The sequence below is a fragment of the Arachidicoccus terrestris genome (assembly GCF_020042345.1).
Classification (GTDB): domain Bacteria; phylum Bacteroidota; class Bacteroidia; order Chitinophagales; family Chitinophagaceae; genus Arachidicoccus; species Arachidicoccus terrestris.
On sequence record NZ_CP083387.1, the window covers coordinates 194,462 to 210,912 of the forward strand.

Genomic DNA, 16,451 nt, shown 5'->3' on the forward strand with positions numbered 1-16,451 from the left:
ATCAGTCGTCCACCTTGGTTTAAACTTAATTTCTCTTTAGTATTAGTAAAAGCAGTGTTCCGGCAAATCGAAGAAGCGGGCAAAAGCGGGCTTCCCTTGTGGAAACAAAGATAAGTAATTCACCCAATAATTTTACAAAAAATATGTATTAATTTTAGCAAATGGCATAAAATACGCAGCTTACAACTTGTCTTTCAGTGTTTCTCTGTTTTTAGCCACCCATTTACCAACCAGTGGCGGCTCATACTGATGCATTTTGTCGAGCAGTCTCTCAATGTCTGCATCTACCAAAAGCATATCTCTGTTGATGGGCTTCAAAAAGCCCTTATTGACCATATTATCAGCCAACAAAAGCAACTGATCGTAAAAACCATCGGTGTTCAGCAGCCCAACCGGTTTTTTATGTAAGCCTAACTGGCCCCAGGTCAGCATTTCAAAGAGTTCTTCCAGCGTGCCAAATCCACCGGCCAGCGCGATAATACCGTCGGACAGCTCATCCATTTTGGCTTTTCTCTGGTGCATCGTTTCGACTAAAATCAATTCCGTCAAACGCTCATGCGCGATCTCCACTGATTGCAGAAACCTCGGGATGACACCAATGACCTTCCCTTTATTTTGAAGGGCGCCATCAGCCACTGCTCCCATCAGTCCGACTTTGGCCCCGCCATAGACCAGCCCCACTCCTTTTTGAGCCAGGGTTTGACCCAGCTTAAAGGCTTCGTTCTGATAAATACAGTCGGTTCCCGCACTGGAACCACAAAAAACGGTGATATTTCTGAGACGCATATAAAAATGTTTTTGGGGTGTTTTAAAGTTGATCCAGTGTTCTAGCTATCACTTTTTCAATACGACGGATGTCGGCACGGGAAGTCTGCCAGTTAACAAAAGAAGCCCGGATCGCTTTTTTACCTTTGTATACAGTCGGACTCATAAAGACATCGCCTTCGCTATTGAGTTTGTATAAAAAACGATCAACAGCAAGCGGGGCCCCGTCCTTTAATGTAAAGCAAATATTGTTAAGCCGGGTAGGCGCCACTAAACGTAACATTGGCTGTGTTTCAATCCAGTCGGAGAGTTCCCTGGCTCTTTCCACACTATTCTCAACAATTTGCCGGTAGCCTTCCTTGCCATAACTCATAAGGCTGAACCAGGCCGGCAGCGCCCGAAATCGTCTGGAATTCTCAGGCAAAAAGTTCAGATAATTCATTTTATCCAACAGCGTGTCATTATCAATTTCCCCTAAATAAGGAGCGTTTGAGTTTCTAAAAGTATTGTAGGCAGACAGGTGGTGTTTTTTGCGGATAAAAAATATACCACTGTCATAGGGAACGTTCAGCCATTTATGTCCATCGACAGTAATGGAGTCAGCTTCCTCCCACCCTGCCACCAAATGTTGATAGGCGGAGCTGCAAGCAGCAAAACCGCCAAATGCACCATCCACGTGCCACCAGAAATTAAATTTTTTCTTTAATGCACCGATGGCTTTAAAATCATCAAAATCCACCGTATTAACTGTACCGGCGCTTGATATCAATATAAAGGGTGCTCCTTTTAAAGAAATTATTTTCTGGCTCAGATCCCTCATGTCCATTATCTCCCGATCATTTTCTGACATTTTGACCATGGTCAGATTCGCACTGCCGATCCCTAACATGGAAAGACATTTGATGCTGGATGAGTGTGCAGTAGCGGAAAGCACCGGTATGTTTTCTTTGAGGCCATCCAGCGCTATATTCAGACCTTTTTGTGCTCCCCACCATTGCCGGGCCGTGCCCAGGCAGGTAAAATTGGACATGGTTGCCCCTGTCACAAAGCCCCCCATAAAATCCTCGGGCAGATGCAGTAGTTCTTTTAATAAATCAACGGTTGCCATCTCCAGACGGGCAGAAACATCTCCCTGCCCGGATACCGCCTGCGTATTTTGATCCCAGACACTGGTCAACCAGTCTCCTGCCAAGGCAGCGGGAGTCACGCCACCGGTCACAAAACCTACATAACGCGGCCCGCTGGAGCCTACCAGATGCGGTGTCCAGGTTTCTTTGAAAAGCTTCAATACATTCTCAGTTCCCAGGCCCTTTTGAGAAAGCCCGGTTTTTTGTGGCAGGGGCAAAGCAGGATCCACACAGACCGGTTGCTTGTCCATTTGTAATAGATACGACAAAGCTGCTTGCTTTACCTGTTCTAAAAGTCCATTCCACTGCTGCTTATCAAAGTTGAGTGCATTATTATGATTATAGTCATCTCTTTCTTCTTCGATATTAATTGCTCCCATGATGATTGATTTGTCCACCAAAGATAGGTAACACCTGGAATATCCGGCTAACGGTCGTTTCCAGACCGACAGTACATCTGTCTGGCATTCCCGGCCTGGTTTCAAGAAGAGCTTTACAAGGTCCCGATCACCTGCATCACGTTATTTTGCCCCCAGTGCTCAATATATTTACCCTCCCGGAGCCGGACAAAATCCATGACTTTGAATTCAACGACCTTGCCTGTAGGAGCATGTCCCATTATCTCTCCGGTATGCCTGGCATAGATTGTTTTGCGACTGGCCACAACGTCTCCCTCTTCTACCTGTTCATGTATTTCCACCCTGAAATCAGAGAACCCCGTATGCAGGAGCGTTATAAACCGCATCAGTCCCTGCCGATCCTTAGCCACCGTGCCGGCAGCCGTATGGTTGATAAAATCATCAGCCACCAACTTCTCTAATGCTTCCGTATTACAATCTTCCATCAACTCTTTATTGAACCTCAGCACCACTGCCTTATTTACACTCAATTCTTGAACTGCTTTCATTAAAATTGTTTTGATCTTATAATTTAAATAACGGAGCAAATTTAGACACTCCCCTTTTTAGCTGCTTTGCCAGGCAGCTCTTTTTGTTTTGTTATTCGGTTCACAAGACATGAGAAGACGGCTACTAATAACAAAGGGTAGACAATATCTGCTTGCCTACCCTTTTGTTAATTATCATCGTACCTTCTCTTTTGCTACTCAGTTATGCGGCTCAAAGTCCAGTGAGACAGAGTTCATACAATACCTTTTGTGCGTTGGAGCAGGACCGTCATCAAAAATATGCCCTAAATGAGAGTGGCATCTGCCACATTCAACTTCTATCCGATGCATACCATGAGAATAATCTTCTTTATAGACAACGGCATCCTTTCTGGCTGTTTCAAAAAAGCTGGGCCATCCGCAGGAGCTGGCAAATTTTGCATCGGAATCAAAAAGTTTATTACCACAAACGGCACAGTAATAGGTGCCGATCTGGTCACTATTCCAATACTTCCCTTTAAAAGGCGCCTCCGTCCCCTGTTCCCTGGCCACATTATATAAGTCCGGTGGCAGTATCTTTTTCCACTCTTCATTACTGACATGCAACACCTCCGTATCCGTTCTGGAATAATAAGGATTGTTTTCATGCCCGGTTGTTTTGCCCGACTGTGTTACTGAATTTTCCATATGTTGATTTTTAGTTCCCTGTCCGGCGCAACTCGCCATTGAGAAAAGCAGTGCACAGTACAGCAGGGATATTTTCTGAATGTTAATTAAGCATTGCATACAATTCATTTCACTCCACAATTTACAACAAAGAGTGGTACCTGACTGGCAACAAAACCCTAAATTGGCCACAGCGACTGATCCGACCTGGTGTTTTTGGGTTTTCTTTTAGAGAACCAGGTTCATCACTTCACCCGGAAGTCCGTCTATTTCACCAACAAACTCAGAAACAAAGCCTTCGCCCACAAGGATTTTTCTGGAAGCCTTGTTCAGGGGGTCTAAAATAGCTTTTACCCGCAGCAGCTGAGGCTTGGTCCGGGCAAAATCGATCAACTGCCGGGTTGCCGCAGAAGCGATGCCCTTCCCCCAGTAAGTTTCCAGTAACATGAAGCCGATCTCTACTTCCCTATCGTCAGGATTATGTAGTACCAGTTTGGCCAGACCTATAAATGCATTATTATCCTCGTTGATAATTTTAAAATTCCCAAAGCCCGGTGCAATTTGATTTTGCTGCAGCACCCGGTCAAAATGCGCCCGGCTTTCAGTTTCATCCAGGGCCTGACCGGTGATCATCTCCATTATCCGTGGATCAGTTGTCAGGGACTGGTAGTCTGTGTAGTCACTTTCTCTAAAAGGCACTAATGTAAATGGAATAGATGCTGCCATATAACTGCGTTTTAATTTCAAAGAAAAATTCAACCCAAACCAAGCTAAAAATAAGCCTTATTTTGAATAAAAAAAAGAAAGGTTGACATGTCCTCCCTCTCTTTAGCGCGATGCAAATAGTCCCCAAAAAAAAGGTCTGCCGGGGCAGACCTTTTTAAATGCTCAATAATAACATCTATTCATTTTCATCTTTTCCGTCTACAGCATCTTTAACGGCTTTAGCACCGTCAGAGGCCGCCTCACCGACAGTCTGGGCACCTTTTTTAACGCCTTCCCCTACATCGCTGGCAACTTTCTTAGTGCCGTCCCAGGCTTTTTTCAGACCGGACCTGGTGTCATTTCCGGCTTCCTCAGCTTCCGCCTTCGCCTGTTCTCCTGTTTGCTGTGCGGCCTCGCCCATCTCCTTGGCCTTTTGACTTGCTGCGTCCGCTGCAGCTCCTACGGCAGCAGCAGCGGTATCCAGCCCCGCATCAACACGCGCCTGCGCCGAATCAATCTGCTGGCTGATACTGGCAGAATCCATGTTTTGCCTGTCAGTCTGCTGATGATCACCACATGCAGTGAACATAAGTGAACTGGCACATGCGGCCAAAAATAATCCGTTGATCTTTTTCATCTTCTTGCTTTTAATAATTGTTTTCGGGTTTATTTATCTTCCACATCATCATCTGGGGGTTACGCCCCGAATCGACCGTTCAGATATTTGATAAATACAAAGTCTGTACCAATGCTCCTATGCATCAATGTATTACTTAAATTTTGGCCTTTCAAAAAAGGGAATTCCCCCACCGGGGGTGATTCATTGCCGGTGCACATACAATATCCCTTATCTGCGTTCAAACAGTTGATTGAAATCACCATGTGTTTTAACAGGGCTAAACAGAGGTTGCTTTTCGGCCGGCAGAAATGAACTGGCCATATCCTGCATGGCACCATAAGCTGCTCTAAATAAACCTGAACCCAGGCTTACCCGTTTTACACCAACCGCTTCCAATTCCTTCAGGCCGTACGCAGACTGGTCCAGGCTCAATAAGACATTGACAGGTTTGGGCTGAACGGCCTTTACTACCGCTGTGATATCCTCCAGGGCGCTCAGACCCGGAGCGAATAATACATCTGCGCCTGCTTCCGCAAAAGCAATCAGTCTTTCTATCGTATCCTTTAAGTCCTGCCTGCCACTTAGGAAGTTCTCTGCCCTGGCAGTCAATATAAAGGGGCGGTTCAGCGCCTTTACGGCATTCACCGCGGCCTTAACGCGTTCTACAGCATACTTAAATGCATAGATCGGATCCTCTGCTTTTCCGGTAGCATCTTCTATAGACGCACCGGACAAACCTGCAGAAGCAGCGAGTTTAATCGTAATGGCGCAGTCCTCCGGATGATCACCAAACCCATTCATCAAATCAGCTGAAACCGGCAGTGAGGTACTATCCAGTATCTGCCCGGCATTTTTAAATGCGTCCTCTCTGGAAACCTCGCCCGGCTGGTCTGGTTTAGCCAGACCGAAAGCCATACCTGCACTCGTCGTAGCGATGGCCTCGAAGCCCATATGCTCCATCAGTCGGGCCGATCCTGCGTCCCAGGCATTGGCCGAAACAAAAAGACCTGGCCGGTAATGTAATTCTTTAAATCTGGCAGCTCTTTGAAGGTGATTCATAGTCGTTATTTTATTGATGTATAAAGAAAAGTCATCTTTATTAATTTTACTAACTTTCTGTCAGCCTGATGCTTTGTAAAAGTAGTACATTTACTGACTTAAGTCTTTTTTCATGCACGCATCTTCCTACCATCTACGCCGGCTGGCAACTGTAAGCTTCTGTATACTGCTCATTACACAGCCAGTCCTGGCACAAACATTAATGACGCCCAATTACGATCTCATCCCAAAGCCTGTCAGCCTAAAAAAGTCCCAGGGAAACTTTGAGATTGATTCAACCATTAGAATAGACGCACCTGAGGATTGGACACCCACCGTTGCCTTACTAAAGGAGAAATGGCATTTACCCGTAAAGAAAAGCCCCAAAACCCCCACTACCGCTCAAGACAGAAAGCAAATAACTTTACATAAAGTTTCAGATGCATTATTATTCACAAATATAATAAAATCAGACAGTTACATTAATAAAAATACATTAAAAAATCACATCAAAGAAGCTTATCTCCTACAGGTGGATTCAAACACAATTTCGATCACAGCTTCAGGTAAAGAAGGTGGCATTCACGGGTTATTTACCTTGCTTCAATTAGAGCAGTTGCAATGGAATAGAGGTAAAATTCCTGCCGTCAGCATCGCTGATTTTCCCCGTTTTACCTACAGAGGATTAATGCTGGATGTATCCCGCAATTTCTTTCCACCGGCCTATATCAAAAAACTGATTGATGTGATGGCGCTCTATAAATTCAATAACTTTCATTGGCATTTAACTGATGGCGCCGGATGGCGCCTGGAAATCAAAAAATACCCCCTGCTAACGTCCAAGGCCGCCTTCAGACCGCAAGGCCCGCAGACGGCCTGGAGTAAGGCGGGGAGAAAATATGCTGCCGAAGGGGCCCCAGGTAGTTATGGCGGTTATTATTCCCAGGCTGAAGCCAGAGATATCGTGCGCTATGCCGCGATCCGCGGCATAAATATTATTCCGGAGATAGAGTTTCCCGGACATGCGGAAGAGGTACTGGCCGCCTACCCATTCCTTTCTGCAACGGGTAGCGCTGCCGGTGTCCATGAGCTAAACGTTTGTAGTGACTCGACCTATACTTTTATGGAAAATGTCTTAACGGAAGTGATGGATATTTTCCCTTCCAGCTTTATACATATTGGTGGCGACGAGGCTTCCAAAAAATCCTGGAAGGAATGCGAAGCCTGTAAGGTTTTGATGAAGGAAAATAATATTACAAGCCTGGAAGGTCTTCAAAGTTATGGAATTAGGCGACTCGAAAAATTTCTCTCGTCCCTCCACAGGCAACTGTTGGGATGGGACGAGATCACAGAGGGTGGCCTGGCGCCCGGAGCCGCTGTGATGGTTTGGCGCAACCCCCATACGGGAATTGAAGTGGCCCGCAAAGGACATTATGCAATCATGTCGCCCGGCAAATATCTGTATCTGGATCACTACCAGTCCGATCCGCGAACAGAGCCAGAAACGATCGGTGGCTATATCCCCCTGTCAAAAGTATATCATTTTAATCCTTTGCCAGCAGATAGTTTAAATAAGAAACAAACTCCCTATTTACTTGGTGTTCAGGCAAACTTATTTACCGAATGGGTACCCAGCCAGGAGCATGCGGATTACATGCTCTTTCCCAGGGCACTGGCGCTGGCAGAAGTCGGCTGGACCTCGTACGAGCGGCAGGATTTCAGTGATTTCCAAAGGCGGATGCAGCAGCAATATTTATTATTACAAAGGGCATCGGTTAATTACTGTAGACCCCGCCCCGTCGTATTGCATGAAGAAAAAGTCGACCAAACGAATGACCAGATAAGAATCACGCTCTCCAGCGAGCTGTACAATCCCTCAATTTATTATTCAACTAATGGCTCTAACCCATTGGCCAATGGTAAATTATATCAAGACCCATTTTATGTAAAAGGGCATACCCTGGTCAAAGCGGTTGTCAAAAATCCAGACTATGATTCTATTCGTATCGATAGTTTCACGGTAGATTATCACCATGCAATTGGCAAAAAAGTGACCTATAACTTGCCTTACTCCAATAGATATAAAGCAGCTGGAGCCGCTACTTTAACGGATGGCATAACAGGCACCTTGACCTATAGTGATGATCGCTGGCAAGGATTTCTTGGCAAACAAATGGACGTAACAATCGATATGGGCATGGCTACGGACCTGAAAAGCCTGGATATTCGATATATGCAGCTCATTGGACCTGGGGTATATATGCCTCGTTATGTGGAAGTTAAGCTGTCTGATGACAATAAAAATTTCATTTCAGAGGGTACTGTTAAGACAACTACAGCCGTGACTGAAAAAAGATTAGGTTTTGAAAATTACCATTTTGACCTGTCTGGGAGAAAAGCCAGATATATCCGGGTGATCGCTCCAAATTATAAAGGATTTCTGTTCACTGACGAAATAAAGATCTACTAATGGCACTAAACATGCTTTATGAAATGGAAAGTTGTAGCTTAAAATATTTTTGATAGATGGCAAGAGCAGAACATAAAAGGAGTGGCAGCAAATTATCAGCGACAGCAAAACTGATGATCAGTTCGGTCCTGGCCGTAGCCTTTTTCTTTTTTATTCCGGTTCCCCCTGCCTCGCACGTCGTACTTAGTTGGGATACTTTTTGCCTGAGCCAGCTGGTCTTGCTCTGGTGGTCGATGCTGAAAGTTTCTTCGACTGGCATCCGCAGTGAGGCACAACGCCAGGACGGCAGCAGGGTCTATATCTTTATCGTATCACTGCTGGCGGCATTATTTTCCTTGTTTTCCGTTATTCAGATGATCTTGTCCGCCGGATCAGATCAATTATATAAGGCGCTGAACCTTTCAGGTGGAATAGCCTGTATGGTTCTGTCCTGGATACTCGTACATACTTTATTTGCTATCCGGTATGCACATCTGTATTATGCCAAGGATCTTGAGAAAAAGGATAAACATGCTGGAGGATTGGATTTTCCGAGCCATCCGGAAGAGGATACGCCCAATTGGCCGGATTTTATGGATTTTGCCTATGTTTCCTTCACCATTGGTATGACTTTCCAGGTCTCAGATGTTGACATAACGGATAAACATATCAGAAAGATAGCCCTGATCCACGGGTTATTTTCCTTTGCCTTTAATGCGGCTATAATAGCTTTGAGTGTCAACATCATTTCAGGGCTGATTGAGCAATAAGACACATACCCCAGGAAATTCTTAAATTTGGACAATTTTCTGACGGATAATAATCGACGACCTGCCGGCTACTCTGTCTTTTTGTGCAGGGTGATCATTTCTTTCCCAGCCAGCAGAAAAGCCCCTACAGCATAGAGTTCTGTATCATCATAATTGACATATCCCGGTGCTGCGCCAATAGGCTGCGCGAATCCCAGCATACCGTTAGGATGCAGGCATCCGACCAGTGCCTCCCAGGCCCTGTCAACTGTTGAGGTATATACACTCGCATCCAGTACACCGTGGTTGATGCCCCATGCCATGGCATAGCAATAAAAGGCGGTTCCACTCGTCTCTTTTCCCGGATAGCTGGCAGGGTCCAGTAAACTGGCATGCCAGGTACCATCCGCCTGCTGCAACCCGGAAATTCTGCTGGCCATATCTCTGAACTGCGCCACCCAGTATCTCCTGTCCCAATAATCTTCAGGCATATATTCCAGGACCCTGGCCAGGCCGGCCATCACCCAGGCATTACCTCTGGACCAGAATACCTTTTGTCCATTCTTCTCCTTCTTAGTAAAGTAACGGCTGTCTCTGTAAAAGAGTCGCTCATTTTTATCATACAGGTAATCAGATGTACGCCACCATAATTTATCTACAAGATTCATATAATTGCGGTCATTGGCAACTTTTGCCAACATGGCTAAAGGCGGTGGTCCCATAAAAAGCGCGTCACACCAAGCCCATTCCCTGAGGCCTATATTATTTTTCCATTCAAGGGACTCTGTATGGGGTCTGTTTTTTAGCGTGTCTGCCAATGCTTTTAAATCCGCAATTCTGACAGGATCCTTGTGTAATTCGTAGAGTCTGCAATATAGCTGGCCGATACAATAATTATCCGCATGATAACGGTCCGGCCCGGATTTAAGTTTCCACTGAAGACTATCAGCGATGTTTGTCAAGAATGCCAGTGTCGCAGAATCGCTTGACACCTCCTGCCAGGCTAATAATCCCGTGTATAGCGCCGCACTGGTCCAGTTCTGGATAGGATGACGCCATCCCCGGTGCCTGATTGAGTCCATCTGCCAGTTAGCGGCACGCTGCATGTCTGCATATATACTTTTTGAGCTAATGCTGTTTTTGGCGGCTCCGTATTGATAAAGAGCGGCCGGCTTGCACCCGATCAGGACGAGTGATAGCAAAATGCCCAAAGAAGTGGCTGTAGTTAAAAATCTGCTTTTCATAAATGGATTGACTTCGTTAATTTGAACAGATTAACCATTTTGTACTTCCTGCAAATCAATAGCACATCCGAAACAAAAACCAGTTTACACAAAAGACATTTCATATTAAATGATCTGCAATGCCATTAACACAGGAATGCTGCAAAAATAAACAAAGTATTTTGGGTACGCAAAAGCAAATTACTGATTTCCCGGCTAAAAGAAGGGGAATTGCCTTTTTGACAACTCCCCTTGCTCCCGAATAACCGGTATTTGAAGGATTATCGACCAGACAGAGCAGCTTTGCCCGTTTGATCAATCATGTACGGCCATTCAATACCATTTATACTGGCATTGATCTGCTGGATTTTACCAATTAGTGCCGGAAACGTCAGCCGTTGATCAAACAGCACTTCTTTTCTGAGCCTTCTATAGTCATCCATTAACAGACCTAAAAGGTTGCATGGTGGAATAAAGCAAAGCTTGTTATAGGTGCTGGAACGGTAGACCGTTGACTTTCTCCCAAACCAGTTCTGACGATGTCGTCGCAATGCCCTGTATAAAGATTCATCAATAACAGCCTTTTGCGATTGTAATTGTTCATACAGTCTGACAATATCATATAAATGCCTGGAGGAACCCGGTAAAAGTCTGGCTGGAAGATCCCGAACCTGATAGAGCTCATGAAGTAGCAGCATCTTTTCGGTCAGTACCTGCATCGGGGAGACTGCCCGGACCATAAACCCCAAATCTGGTGATTGATCGGCTAAAAAAGACGAATTGGGGGTTAACAGGTCCTGTTGCATCGTTCAAACCGTCTGCTGAGCTGCTGCCAGGAAGGTGCCGTTAATCTTAACAACCCCGGTGTTATGCCCCGTGTGCCTTCCTATAAATAAAGAAGGATAAAACACATAGACACACCGGGGATTTTTATCCGGGACGTCCCTGGGGAGCGGTTCGGGGCGAACATCGACCGCAAGACCTGTCCCAATCAGGGCTTCATTCAAATAATGGATGAGCTGGTGGCAAAAATCTTTTCCAATGAAAGCGCTGCCCGCTCTCTTGATATTTTTAATGTACCTTTTGGAAGGCGCTTCTACTGGTGATCTGCCGATCAATTCATGGGCAAAGACCAGATCGATACATTTGCTTAATACCGGAGGTTCATTTCACTGGGGGCGCAGGCAACGACTGCCATGTAGCGTAAGATAAGGAGCAATGGGCAAACGAAAGATTGCTTTGAGCACAAAAGATTGCCACCAATCATGCTCCATTAACTGTTGAGGAACACCTGAACGTAGCGTAGCTTGGGTAAACACCTGTCTACGCTGCTCAGGTAATGCTGTCAAAAATCCTTGTATCATGTTTAATATTTTGAACAGGTGATAAAATAATTTAACGCCTGCAAAATACAATGAGCTCCTTCAACAAACTTGACATCCCGTATATTTTATCTATTCATATTCGTTGGCCGCATGCGCAGCATTGGCCTTTATCCCCTCTTTAGCTGTGGTAAAATAAGTATCATTAGTAGCACCCTTAGGCAAATTGGGCACGTCCTCACAACTCACGATTACGGTAGCCGGCTGTTGACGCCAGAAGTCAAGCACTGTATGCCCTTTCATCTGACCAGCGCTCTCAGCTGTTTCTACTTTTTTCTGATCGGGATTAATAATCATTTTAAGCCCGATTGAACTTAACATTAATTCCATGTCCCCCCTGCTATTGCCAGCTGCAAATAAAGGCTGCGCTTTTATCTGCGTCTGTACCAAGTCTGCCTTGCCACCATCCTGTGGCACAGGAAATACGATTTGACTGGTAACGCTATCGTGGTGGATCACGGACTTTACCCCCAATATCCGATCCTTGGGAATGCCCAGCCCTTCATGCACAAATCCCTGGTACAAAAGCTCAGGGGAGGCGCTGACGACCCAGATTTCGAAGCCATAATCCTTTAAATCAGCCAGCAGGCACCGCATTTGAGGATAGAATTTCTGTTGATATTTTTCATGAAAACAGTCTTTGCCCATTCTTTCCACTTCTTCTACGCGCATGCCGGACAAGAAGTCGATCCGGTCCTGAACATATTGCTGGCTGGTATTGTCCTCCGACTTCAGCCGTTTAATGATAGCCATTTTTTCCTGAGAGCGAGCATCATTTTTTCCCTGATAATGATGCGCAGCATAATCATAGATCGCCTCATCGGCCAAATAATATGGCACCTGCCCAAACAAGGTTCCGTCACAGTCAAATACGGCCACTTTTCTTGTCTGGATCACCTTGGTTGAATTCAAGAATGCTTCAAGCTTGTCATTGACCTGTCCGGACCATCCGCTGACAGGTGTATATCTGTATGTGGCCGGCTGCGCCGTCACAAATCCGACTATCCCTAGTATCAGCAAGAGAAACAGGCCTGTACGTTTCGTTTCAGACAATAACAGCTCCATGATGCTGGAGACCCCAACAGCTTTAAACTTTATAGTCATTTCTGGAAGATTATATCAAATAAATTATTTTTTTAACTGGCTATAGAGATCCGGATAATCCGTAATGATGCCATCTACCCCCATATCCTTCAGGTTTTGGATCTCTTCTAACGTATTAGGTGTCCATGGGATAACTTTTACGCCTTGTTTATGAAAGCCTGCCACCATATCCGGCGTCACGATATGATAGTCCGGGCTAAAGACCGCCGGTGTAAAACCTAATTTACTGATATAGCCCTGCACGGTATTAGTGTCATTTTTTCCCACCAGATAAGAAGTTTCAATATCCGGAAAGGAATCATGTACCATTCTAAGGGCCCTGACATCAAAAGACTGTATCATCGTTCTGTCCGCAATGCCTTTATCATTGACGATATGCAGTGCCCTGGAAACGTATGTCCCTAAATCAGGATAATGTACACCGTCTTCTTTAGGGCTCGTCTTGAGCTCAATATTATAATGGTTGGTATGGCCTTTTGTTTTTGCATAGGCCTCCACAGAGTCAATTAAGACGGAGAGCAGTGGCCGCACAGCGGCCACCTTCTTTTGCCTCGGAAAACCCGGATGGGGTTTCAGGCCGACATCATATTTGCGGATGGAGTCATAGGTCATATTAAAAAGTAACCGACTCCGGCCATCTTTTTTATCCATCGTCTTTCCCTCCGGCGTCAGGCAAAAGTCTGCATTAAAATAAGCATCATGAGAGACAACCACCTGGCTGTCTTTAGACATCTGTAGGTCCATTTCAAGGGTGGAATTAAAATCAATCGCATTTTTTTCGCTGGCTATTGTATTTTCCGGCATTAACCCTCTCCCGCCCCGATGGGCCTGGGCATCAAACGCATCCAACGGATGATTGTCCGCCGCACTATTGCAGGCGTTCAAGCCCGGCAGCCCGGCAGACAACAACAAGATAACGGCAGCGTAAGCGATTTTTTTTCTTTTAGCAGTGCCCGATACAGGTATCCTCAACAGGTTTCTATTTTTTTTCATTGATAAAACGATTAAGCTGGTTCAATAATATATTTTAGGCTTTACGACCCTCTTTACCGGCCATTTGCGGATCTGAAACAGACGGTTTGCCCGTCTCCACTCTCCCGGCATAACGACGTTCAAAACTGTCATTGCCCGTCACTTTGATCGTAAAGTCATACCAACCCTGACTGTCCTTTAAGCTGATCACTAAATCTGTCTGTGCGCCGGCCCCTAGTCTTTTTTGCATCTTGCCCTTACCGTAGGCATTATCCACAATCTCGAGCGCCTGAGAATAAACACTGTCCGCATTGCGGAGTTTTAAAACCAGATTTCCGGTCAGCGAACGGCTCATCATCCGCTTAGGCTCGTATTGTAAACTCATATGAATGGCCGGATCCTTTAAAGAACCTTTTAATCCGCGATAAAAGCCATTGGGTCCATATAACCTGAGATCATACTGATCAGAAGAAAAGCATTCCAGTGGCCACTCATGGTTCAGTTCACTACCGGCCGTAACGGCAAAATGCCATACCCGAACCGGCTCATAATCTTTGGCAGCGCCTCTTTCGGCAGCTTCAGTCAAGTAGCCGCCGTGAGCATAAACCATAAAAGGTGCCCCCGCCGCTTTTGTACCAAAAACCTGTTTACCGGCTTTCATCTGAATACCGATTTTCTTATCTGTCTTACTGAACATCCCATCTGCGTAGAGTTCATAGGGCAACGCTAGAGAGGGCCTGACGCCAGGCTCCTGTGCGGGCATCCATTTTGACGCTTCCGGATGTAGGATAATTTCTTTGATCTCTTCATCCGTCAATGCCTTATATCCTGTCGGTTCTTTTTTAAACTTGGCATTATAGATACGCTGTACAAACTGATCCCTGTCAAGGAAAGGTAACGGTTCTTTACCTGCCTTCTCAAATTTGGTAAAGGCAGCCGTCAAATCACCACATACCGCCCGTCGCCAATCTGTGATGGTGTCTTGTACAATTTTCTTCCCAAATTTTTTCTGTACAAATTTTTCCAAAAACTGTAGAGGGGAAGTATGATCCAGCACCTGTGAGCATACCTTCCCGCCTCTGGTCCAGGGAGAAGCAATGATCATCGGCACTCTAAAGCCAAGGCCAATCGGGCCACCCCTGGCACCTTTTTTATTAATGCCGTCACGCAGTTCGTTCTTGAGCCGGACCTGTTCCGCGGCAGTTTCCCTGATATCGGGAGAAACAGCACCCGTAAGCGGATTCTCAGGATCAGGAGCGACATAGGGCGGGACATGGTCGAAATAACCGTCATTCTCGTCGTAGGTCAGAATAAAAATCGTCTTTTTCCAGACTTCCGGATTCTTGGTCAGAATATCCAGAATCTCTGAGGTCAGCCAGGTACCATACCAGGGAGCACTCGGATGGTCGGAAAAATTTTGCGAAGGCACCAGCCAGGAGACCGCTGGCAATTTACCGCTGTCAACATCTTTTCTGAACTGATAGAGTACATCTCCTCCCGGCACTTCTACTTCTCTTTTCTCACCATTATCATCATAATCCAAACGTACCAGGTTTCTATAATCTGGATCAGCATCATTAATAGTAAACGCCTTATAGAAGAGCGCTTTCTGATAAGCAGTTAATTTTTCAAAGCCACTTTTGGTCCATTTGCCCATTTGTTGCCGGGCATCGGCCAATACCTCTTTTTTCTTTTTGATCGTCGCTCTTGCGCCGTCCCACTTATCGGAGTTCTCCTGAATATTACCTAGATCCGATTCAAGTGTTTTAATTTCTTTTTGCAATTTTTCTGCCCGGGTCTGCAGACTCTTGATATAAGCCGGAAGAAAACGGATGTTGTATTGAGCCAGGAACTCTAAAGGGTTGCAGCCAAAGTTGGATAGCCATGCGCGCTCATTACCTTTGTAGCTTCCCGCCGTTGAGAGGTCATTTTGATACACTTTCCAAGAAATGCCCTGCTTCTCCAGATGCTCCGGCATGGTCGTCCATCTGGCTTCTCCATATGGTATCTCATTTCTGATATAGGTCTTCGAATCACTGTTTTTCTCCTCTCTGATAGTACCGCTCCAGAGATATAAGCGGTTAGGCCAGGTGCTGGTCATGGCAGAACAGTAATGCTGGTCACAGATCGTGAAGGCATCCGCCAAAGCATAATTAAAAGGAAGGTCCTCTCTGTTATAATGTCCCAGAGTCAGCGGCATATGCCGGTATTGCGGATTGCCTGACTTCTTGGCTTCCAGCCAGCCGTCATATTTCCCAAGGTTATTGGCATCTACCTGGCTCGCTCTTGAATGGGGAACAGATCCCATCCAGGTTATTTTACTGTCTTCTATACTAAAGCGAAAAGGTACATAGGTCTCCCCTTTTTTATTTTTCTGTAGCCAGACCGGGTTTCCGTCAGGCAGGGTAATCACTCTGGGATCATTAAAGCCCCTGACGCCTCTTAATGCGCCAAAACAATGATCAAAAGCTCTATTCTCCTGCATCAGGATGACCACATGTTCCGCCTGATAAAAATCGCTCCCTTCTTCGGGATCGATGGCCAATGCTTTTTTAATCGAGGCAGGTACGGACGATGCAACACCGGCCGCCCCGGAAAGCAACATGGCTTTTTTTAAGAATTCTCTCCTTGAGTCCATAGTCAATTACTTTTTTTTGCTATCCGAATAGCAGTGTAAGATAAACGCGTTTAAAAAGATACCTTTCCAGGTCAGCAGGGGTGATTTTCTTTGTCCTCAATATACATTAATTTTTCTTCGGTCCTTAA

The 16,451-nt window shown here is 45.5% G+C and carries 15 protein-coding genes; 2 read left to right on the forward strand and 13 right to left on the reverse strand.

From position 1 onward, the window contains the following. Window positions 1-180: 180 nt before the first annotated feature. The 7 genes from K9M52_RS00660 to K9M52_RS00690 all read right to left on the reverse strand — a co-directional run bounded on the left by K9M52_RS00660 (window position 181) and on the right by K9M52_RS00690 (window position 5,827). Window positions 181-786, reverse strand: coding sequence for an LOG family protein (locus K9M52_RS00660; protein ID WP_224070141.1), 606 nt, complete (start codon window positions 784-786; stop codon window positions 181-183). 22 nt (window positions 787-808) lie between these two features. Beyond that, window positions 809-2,272, reverse strand: coding sequence for a pyridoxal phosphate-dependent decarboxylase family protein (locus K9M52_RS00665; protein ID WP_224070142.1), 1,464 nt, complete (start codon window positions 2,270-2,272; stop codon window positions 809-811). A gap of 113 nt (window positions 2,273-2,385) precedes the next feature. Next, the gene (locus K9M52_RS00670; protein WP_224070143.1) at window positions 2,386-2,799 is read right to left on the reverse strand and encodes an ester cyclase; all 414 of its coding nucleotides are present in this window, start codon (window positions 2,797-2,799) and stop codon (window positions 2,386-2,388) included. Window positions 2,800-2,997: 198 nt separating this feature from the next. Then, on the reverse strand, window positions 2,998-3,465 hold the full coding sequence (gene msrB / locus K9M52_RS00675; protein ID WP_224070144.1) for a peptide-methionine (R)-S-oxide reductase MsrB: 468 nt from the start codon (window positions 3,463-3,465) through the stop codon (window positions 2,998-3,000). Window positions 3,466-3,672: 207 nt separating this feature from the next. Continuing rightward, window positions 3,673-4,170, reverse strand: coding sequence for a GNAT family N-acetyltransferase (locus K9M52_RS00680; RefSeq protein ID WP_224070145.1), 498 nt, complete (start codon window positions 4,168-4,170; stop codon window positions 3,673-3,675). 175 nt (window positions 4,171-4,345) lie between these two features. Next, window positions 4,346-4,786 carry a hypothetical protein gene (locus K9M52_RS00685; RefSeq protein ID WP_224070146.1) on the reverse strand — a complete coding sequence of 147 codons (441 nt, stop codon included), beginning with the start codon at window positions 4,784-4,786 and terminating at the stop codon, window positions 4,346-4,348. Window positions 4,787-4,996: 210 nt separating this feature from the next. Next, on the reverse strand, window positions 4,997-5,827 hold the full coding sequence (locus K9M52_RS00690) for an isocitrate lyase/PEP mutase family protein (RefSeq protein ID WP_224070147.1): 831 nt from the start codon (window positions 5,825-5,827) through the stop codon (window positions 4,997-4,999). Between the two features lie 112 nt (window positions 5,828-5,939). Between K9M52_RS00690 and K9M52_RS00695 the strand changes: the two genes are divergently transcribed. Continuing rightward, on the forward strand, window positions 5,940-8,276 hold the full coding sequence (locus tag K9M52_RS00695) for a beta-N-acetylhexosaminidase (protein WP_224070148.1): 2,337 nt from the start codon (window positions 5,940-5,942) through the stop codon (window positions 8,274-8,276). 56 nt (window positions 8,277-8,332) lie between these two features. After that, window positions 8,333-9,025: a DUF1345 domain-containing protein gene (locus K9M52_RS00700; RefSeq protein ID WP_224070149.1), complete on the forward strand. Its 693-nt coding sequence runs from the start codon at window positions 8,333-8,335 to the stop codon at window positions 9,023-9,025. A 68-nt stretch (window positions 9,026-9,093) separates the two neighbouring features. Here the strand turns inward: K9M52_RS00700 and K9M52_RS00705 are convergent, their stop codons facing one another. The 6 genes from K9M52_RS00705 to K9M52_RS00730 all read right to left on the reverse strand — a co-directional run bounded on the left by K9M52_RS00705 (window position 9,094) and on the right by K9M52_RS00730 (window position 16,323). Continuing rightward, window positions 9,094-10,248: a glycoside hydrolase family 88/105 protein gene (locus K9M52_RS00705; RefSeq protein WP_224070150.1), complete on the reverse strand. Its 1,155-nt coding sequence runs from the start codon at window positions 10,246-10,248 to the stop codon at window positions 9,094-9,096. A 260-nt stretch (window positions 10,249-10,508) separates the two neighbouring features. Then, complete coding sequence (locus K9M52_RS00710) at window positions 10,509-11,033, reverse strand: nucleotidyl transferase AbiEii/AbiGii toxin family protein (RefSeq protein WP_224070151.1); 525 nt, start codon at window positions 11,031-11,033, stop codon at window positions 10,509-10,511. Between the two features lie 3 nt (window positions 11,034-11,036). Next, window positions 11,037-11,345, reverse strand: coding sequence for a hypothetical protein (locus K9M52_RS00715; protein WP_224070152.1), 309 nt, complete (start codon window positions 11,343-11,345; stop codon window positions 11,037-11,039). A 336-nt stretch (window positions 11,346-11,681) separates the two neighbouring features. Then, window positions 11,682-12,713 carry an HAD family hydrolase gene (locus tag K9M52_RS00720; RefSeq protein ID WP_224070153.1) on the reverse strand — a complete coding sequence of 344 codons (1,032 nt, stop codon included), beginning with the start codon at window positions 12,711-12,713 and terminating at the stop codon, window positions 11,682-11,684. 24 nt (window positions 12,714-12,737) lie between these two features. Next, entirely contained in the window at window positions 12,738-13,706 is a 969-nt protein-coding gene (locus K9M52_RS00725; RefSeq protein WP_224070154.1) for a glycerophosphodiester phosphodiesterase family protein, read from the reverse strand. A 34-nt stretch (window positions 13,707-13,740) separates the two neighbouring features. Further along, the gene (locus K9M52_RS00730) at window positions 13,741-16,323 is read right to left on the reverse strand and encodes a phosphocholine-specific phospholipase C (RefSeq protein ID WP_224070155.1); all 2,583 of its coding nucleotides are present in this window, start codon (window positions 16,321-16,323) and stop codon (window positions 13,741-13,743) included. Window positions 16,324-16,451: the final 128 nt, after the last annotated feature.

Coding starts and splice junctions, on each gene's coding strand:
- K9M52_RS00660 (WP_224070141.1), bottom strand. CDS start 786: ATGCGTCTCAGAAATATCACCGTTTTTTGTGGTTCCAGTGCGGGAACC.
- K9M52_RS00665 (WP_224070142.1), bottom strand. CDS start 2,272: ATGGGAGCAATTAATATCGAAGAAGAAAGAGATGACTATAATCATAAT.
- K9M52_RS00670 (WP_224070143.1), bottom strand. CDS start 2,799: ATGAAAGCAGTTCAAGAATTGAGTGTAAATAAGGCAGTGGTGCTGAGG.
- msrB (WP_224070144.1), bottom strand. CDS start 3,465: ATGGAAAATTCAGTAACACAGTCGGGCAAAACAACCGGGCATGAAAAC.
- K9M52_RS00680 (WP_224070145.1), bottom strand. CDS start 4,170: ATGGCAGCATCTATTCCATTTACATTAGTGCCTTTTAGAGAAAGTGAC.
- K9M52_RS00685 (WP_224070146.1), bottom strand. CDS start 4,786: ATGAAAAAGATCAACGGATTATTTTTGGCCGCATGTGCCAGTTCACTT.
- K9M52_RS00690 (WP_224070147.1), bottom strand. CDS start 5,827: ATGAATCACCTTCAAAGAGCTGCCAGATTTAAAGAATTACATTACCGG.
- K9M52_RS00695 (WP_224070148.1), top strand. CDS start 5,940: ATGCACGCATCTTCCTACCATCTACGCCGGCTGGCAACTGTAAGCTTC.
- K9M52_RS00700 (WP_224070149.1), top strand. CDS start 8,333: ATGGCAAGAGCAGAACATAAAAGGAGTGGCAGCAAATTATCAGCGACA.
- K9M52_RS00705 (WP_224070150.1), bottom strand. CDS start 10,248: ATGAAAAGCAGATTTTTAACTACAGCCACTTCTTTGGGCATTTTGCTA.
- K9M52_RS00710 (WP_224070151.1), bottom strand. CDS start 11,033: ATGCAACAGGACCTGTTAACCCCCAATTCGTCTTTTTTAGCCGATCAA.
- K9M52_RS00720 (WP_224070153.1), bottom strand. CDS start 12,713: ATGACTATAAAGTTTAAAGCTGTTGGGGTCTCCAGCATCATGGAGCTG.
- K9M52_RS00725 (WP_224070154.1), bottom strand. CDS start 13,706: ATGAAAAAAAATAGAAACCTGTTGAGGATACCTGTATCGGGCACTGCT.
- K9M52_RS00730 (WP_224070155.1), bottom strand. CDS start 16,323: ATGGACTCAAGGAGAGAATTCTTAAAAAAAGCCATGTTGCTTTCCGGG.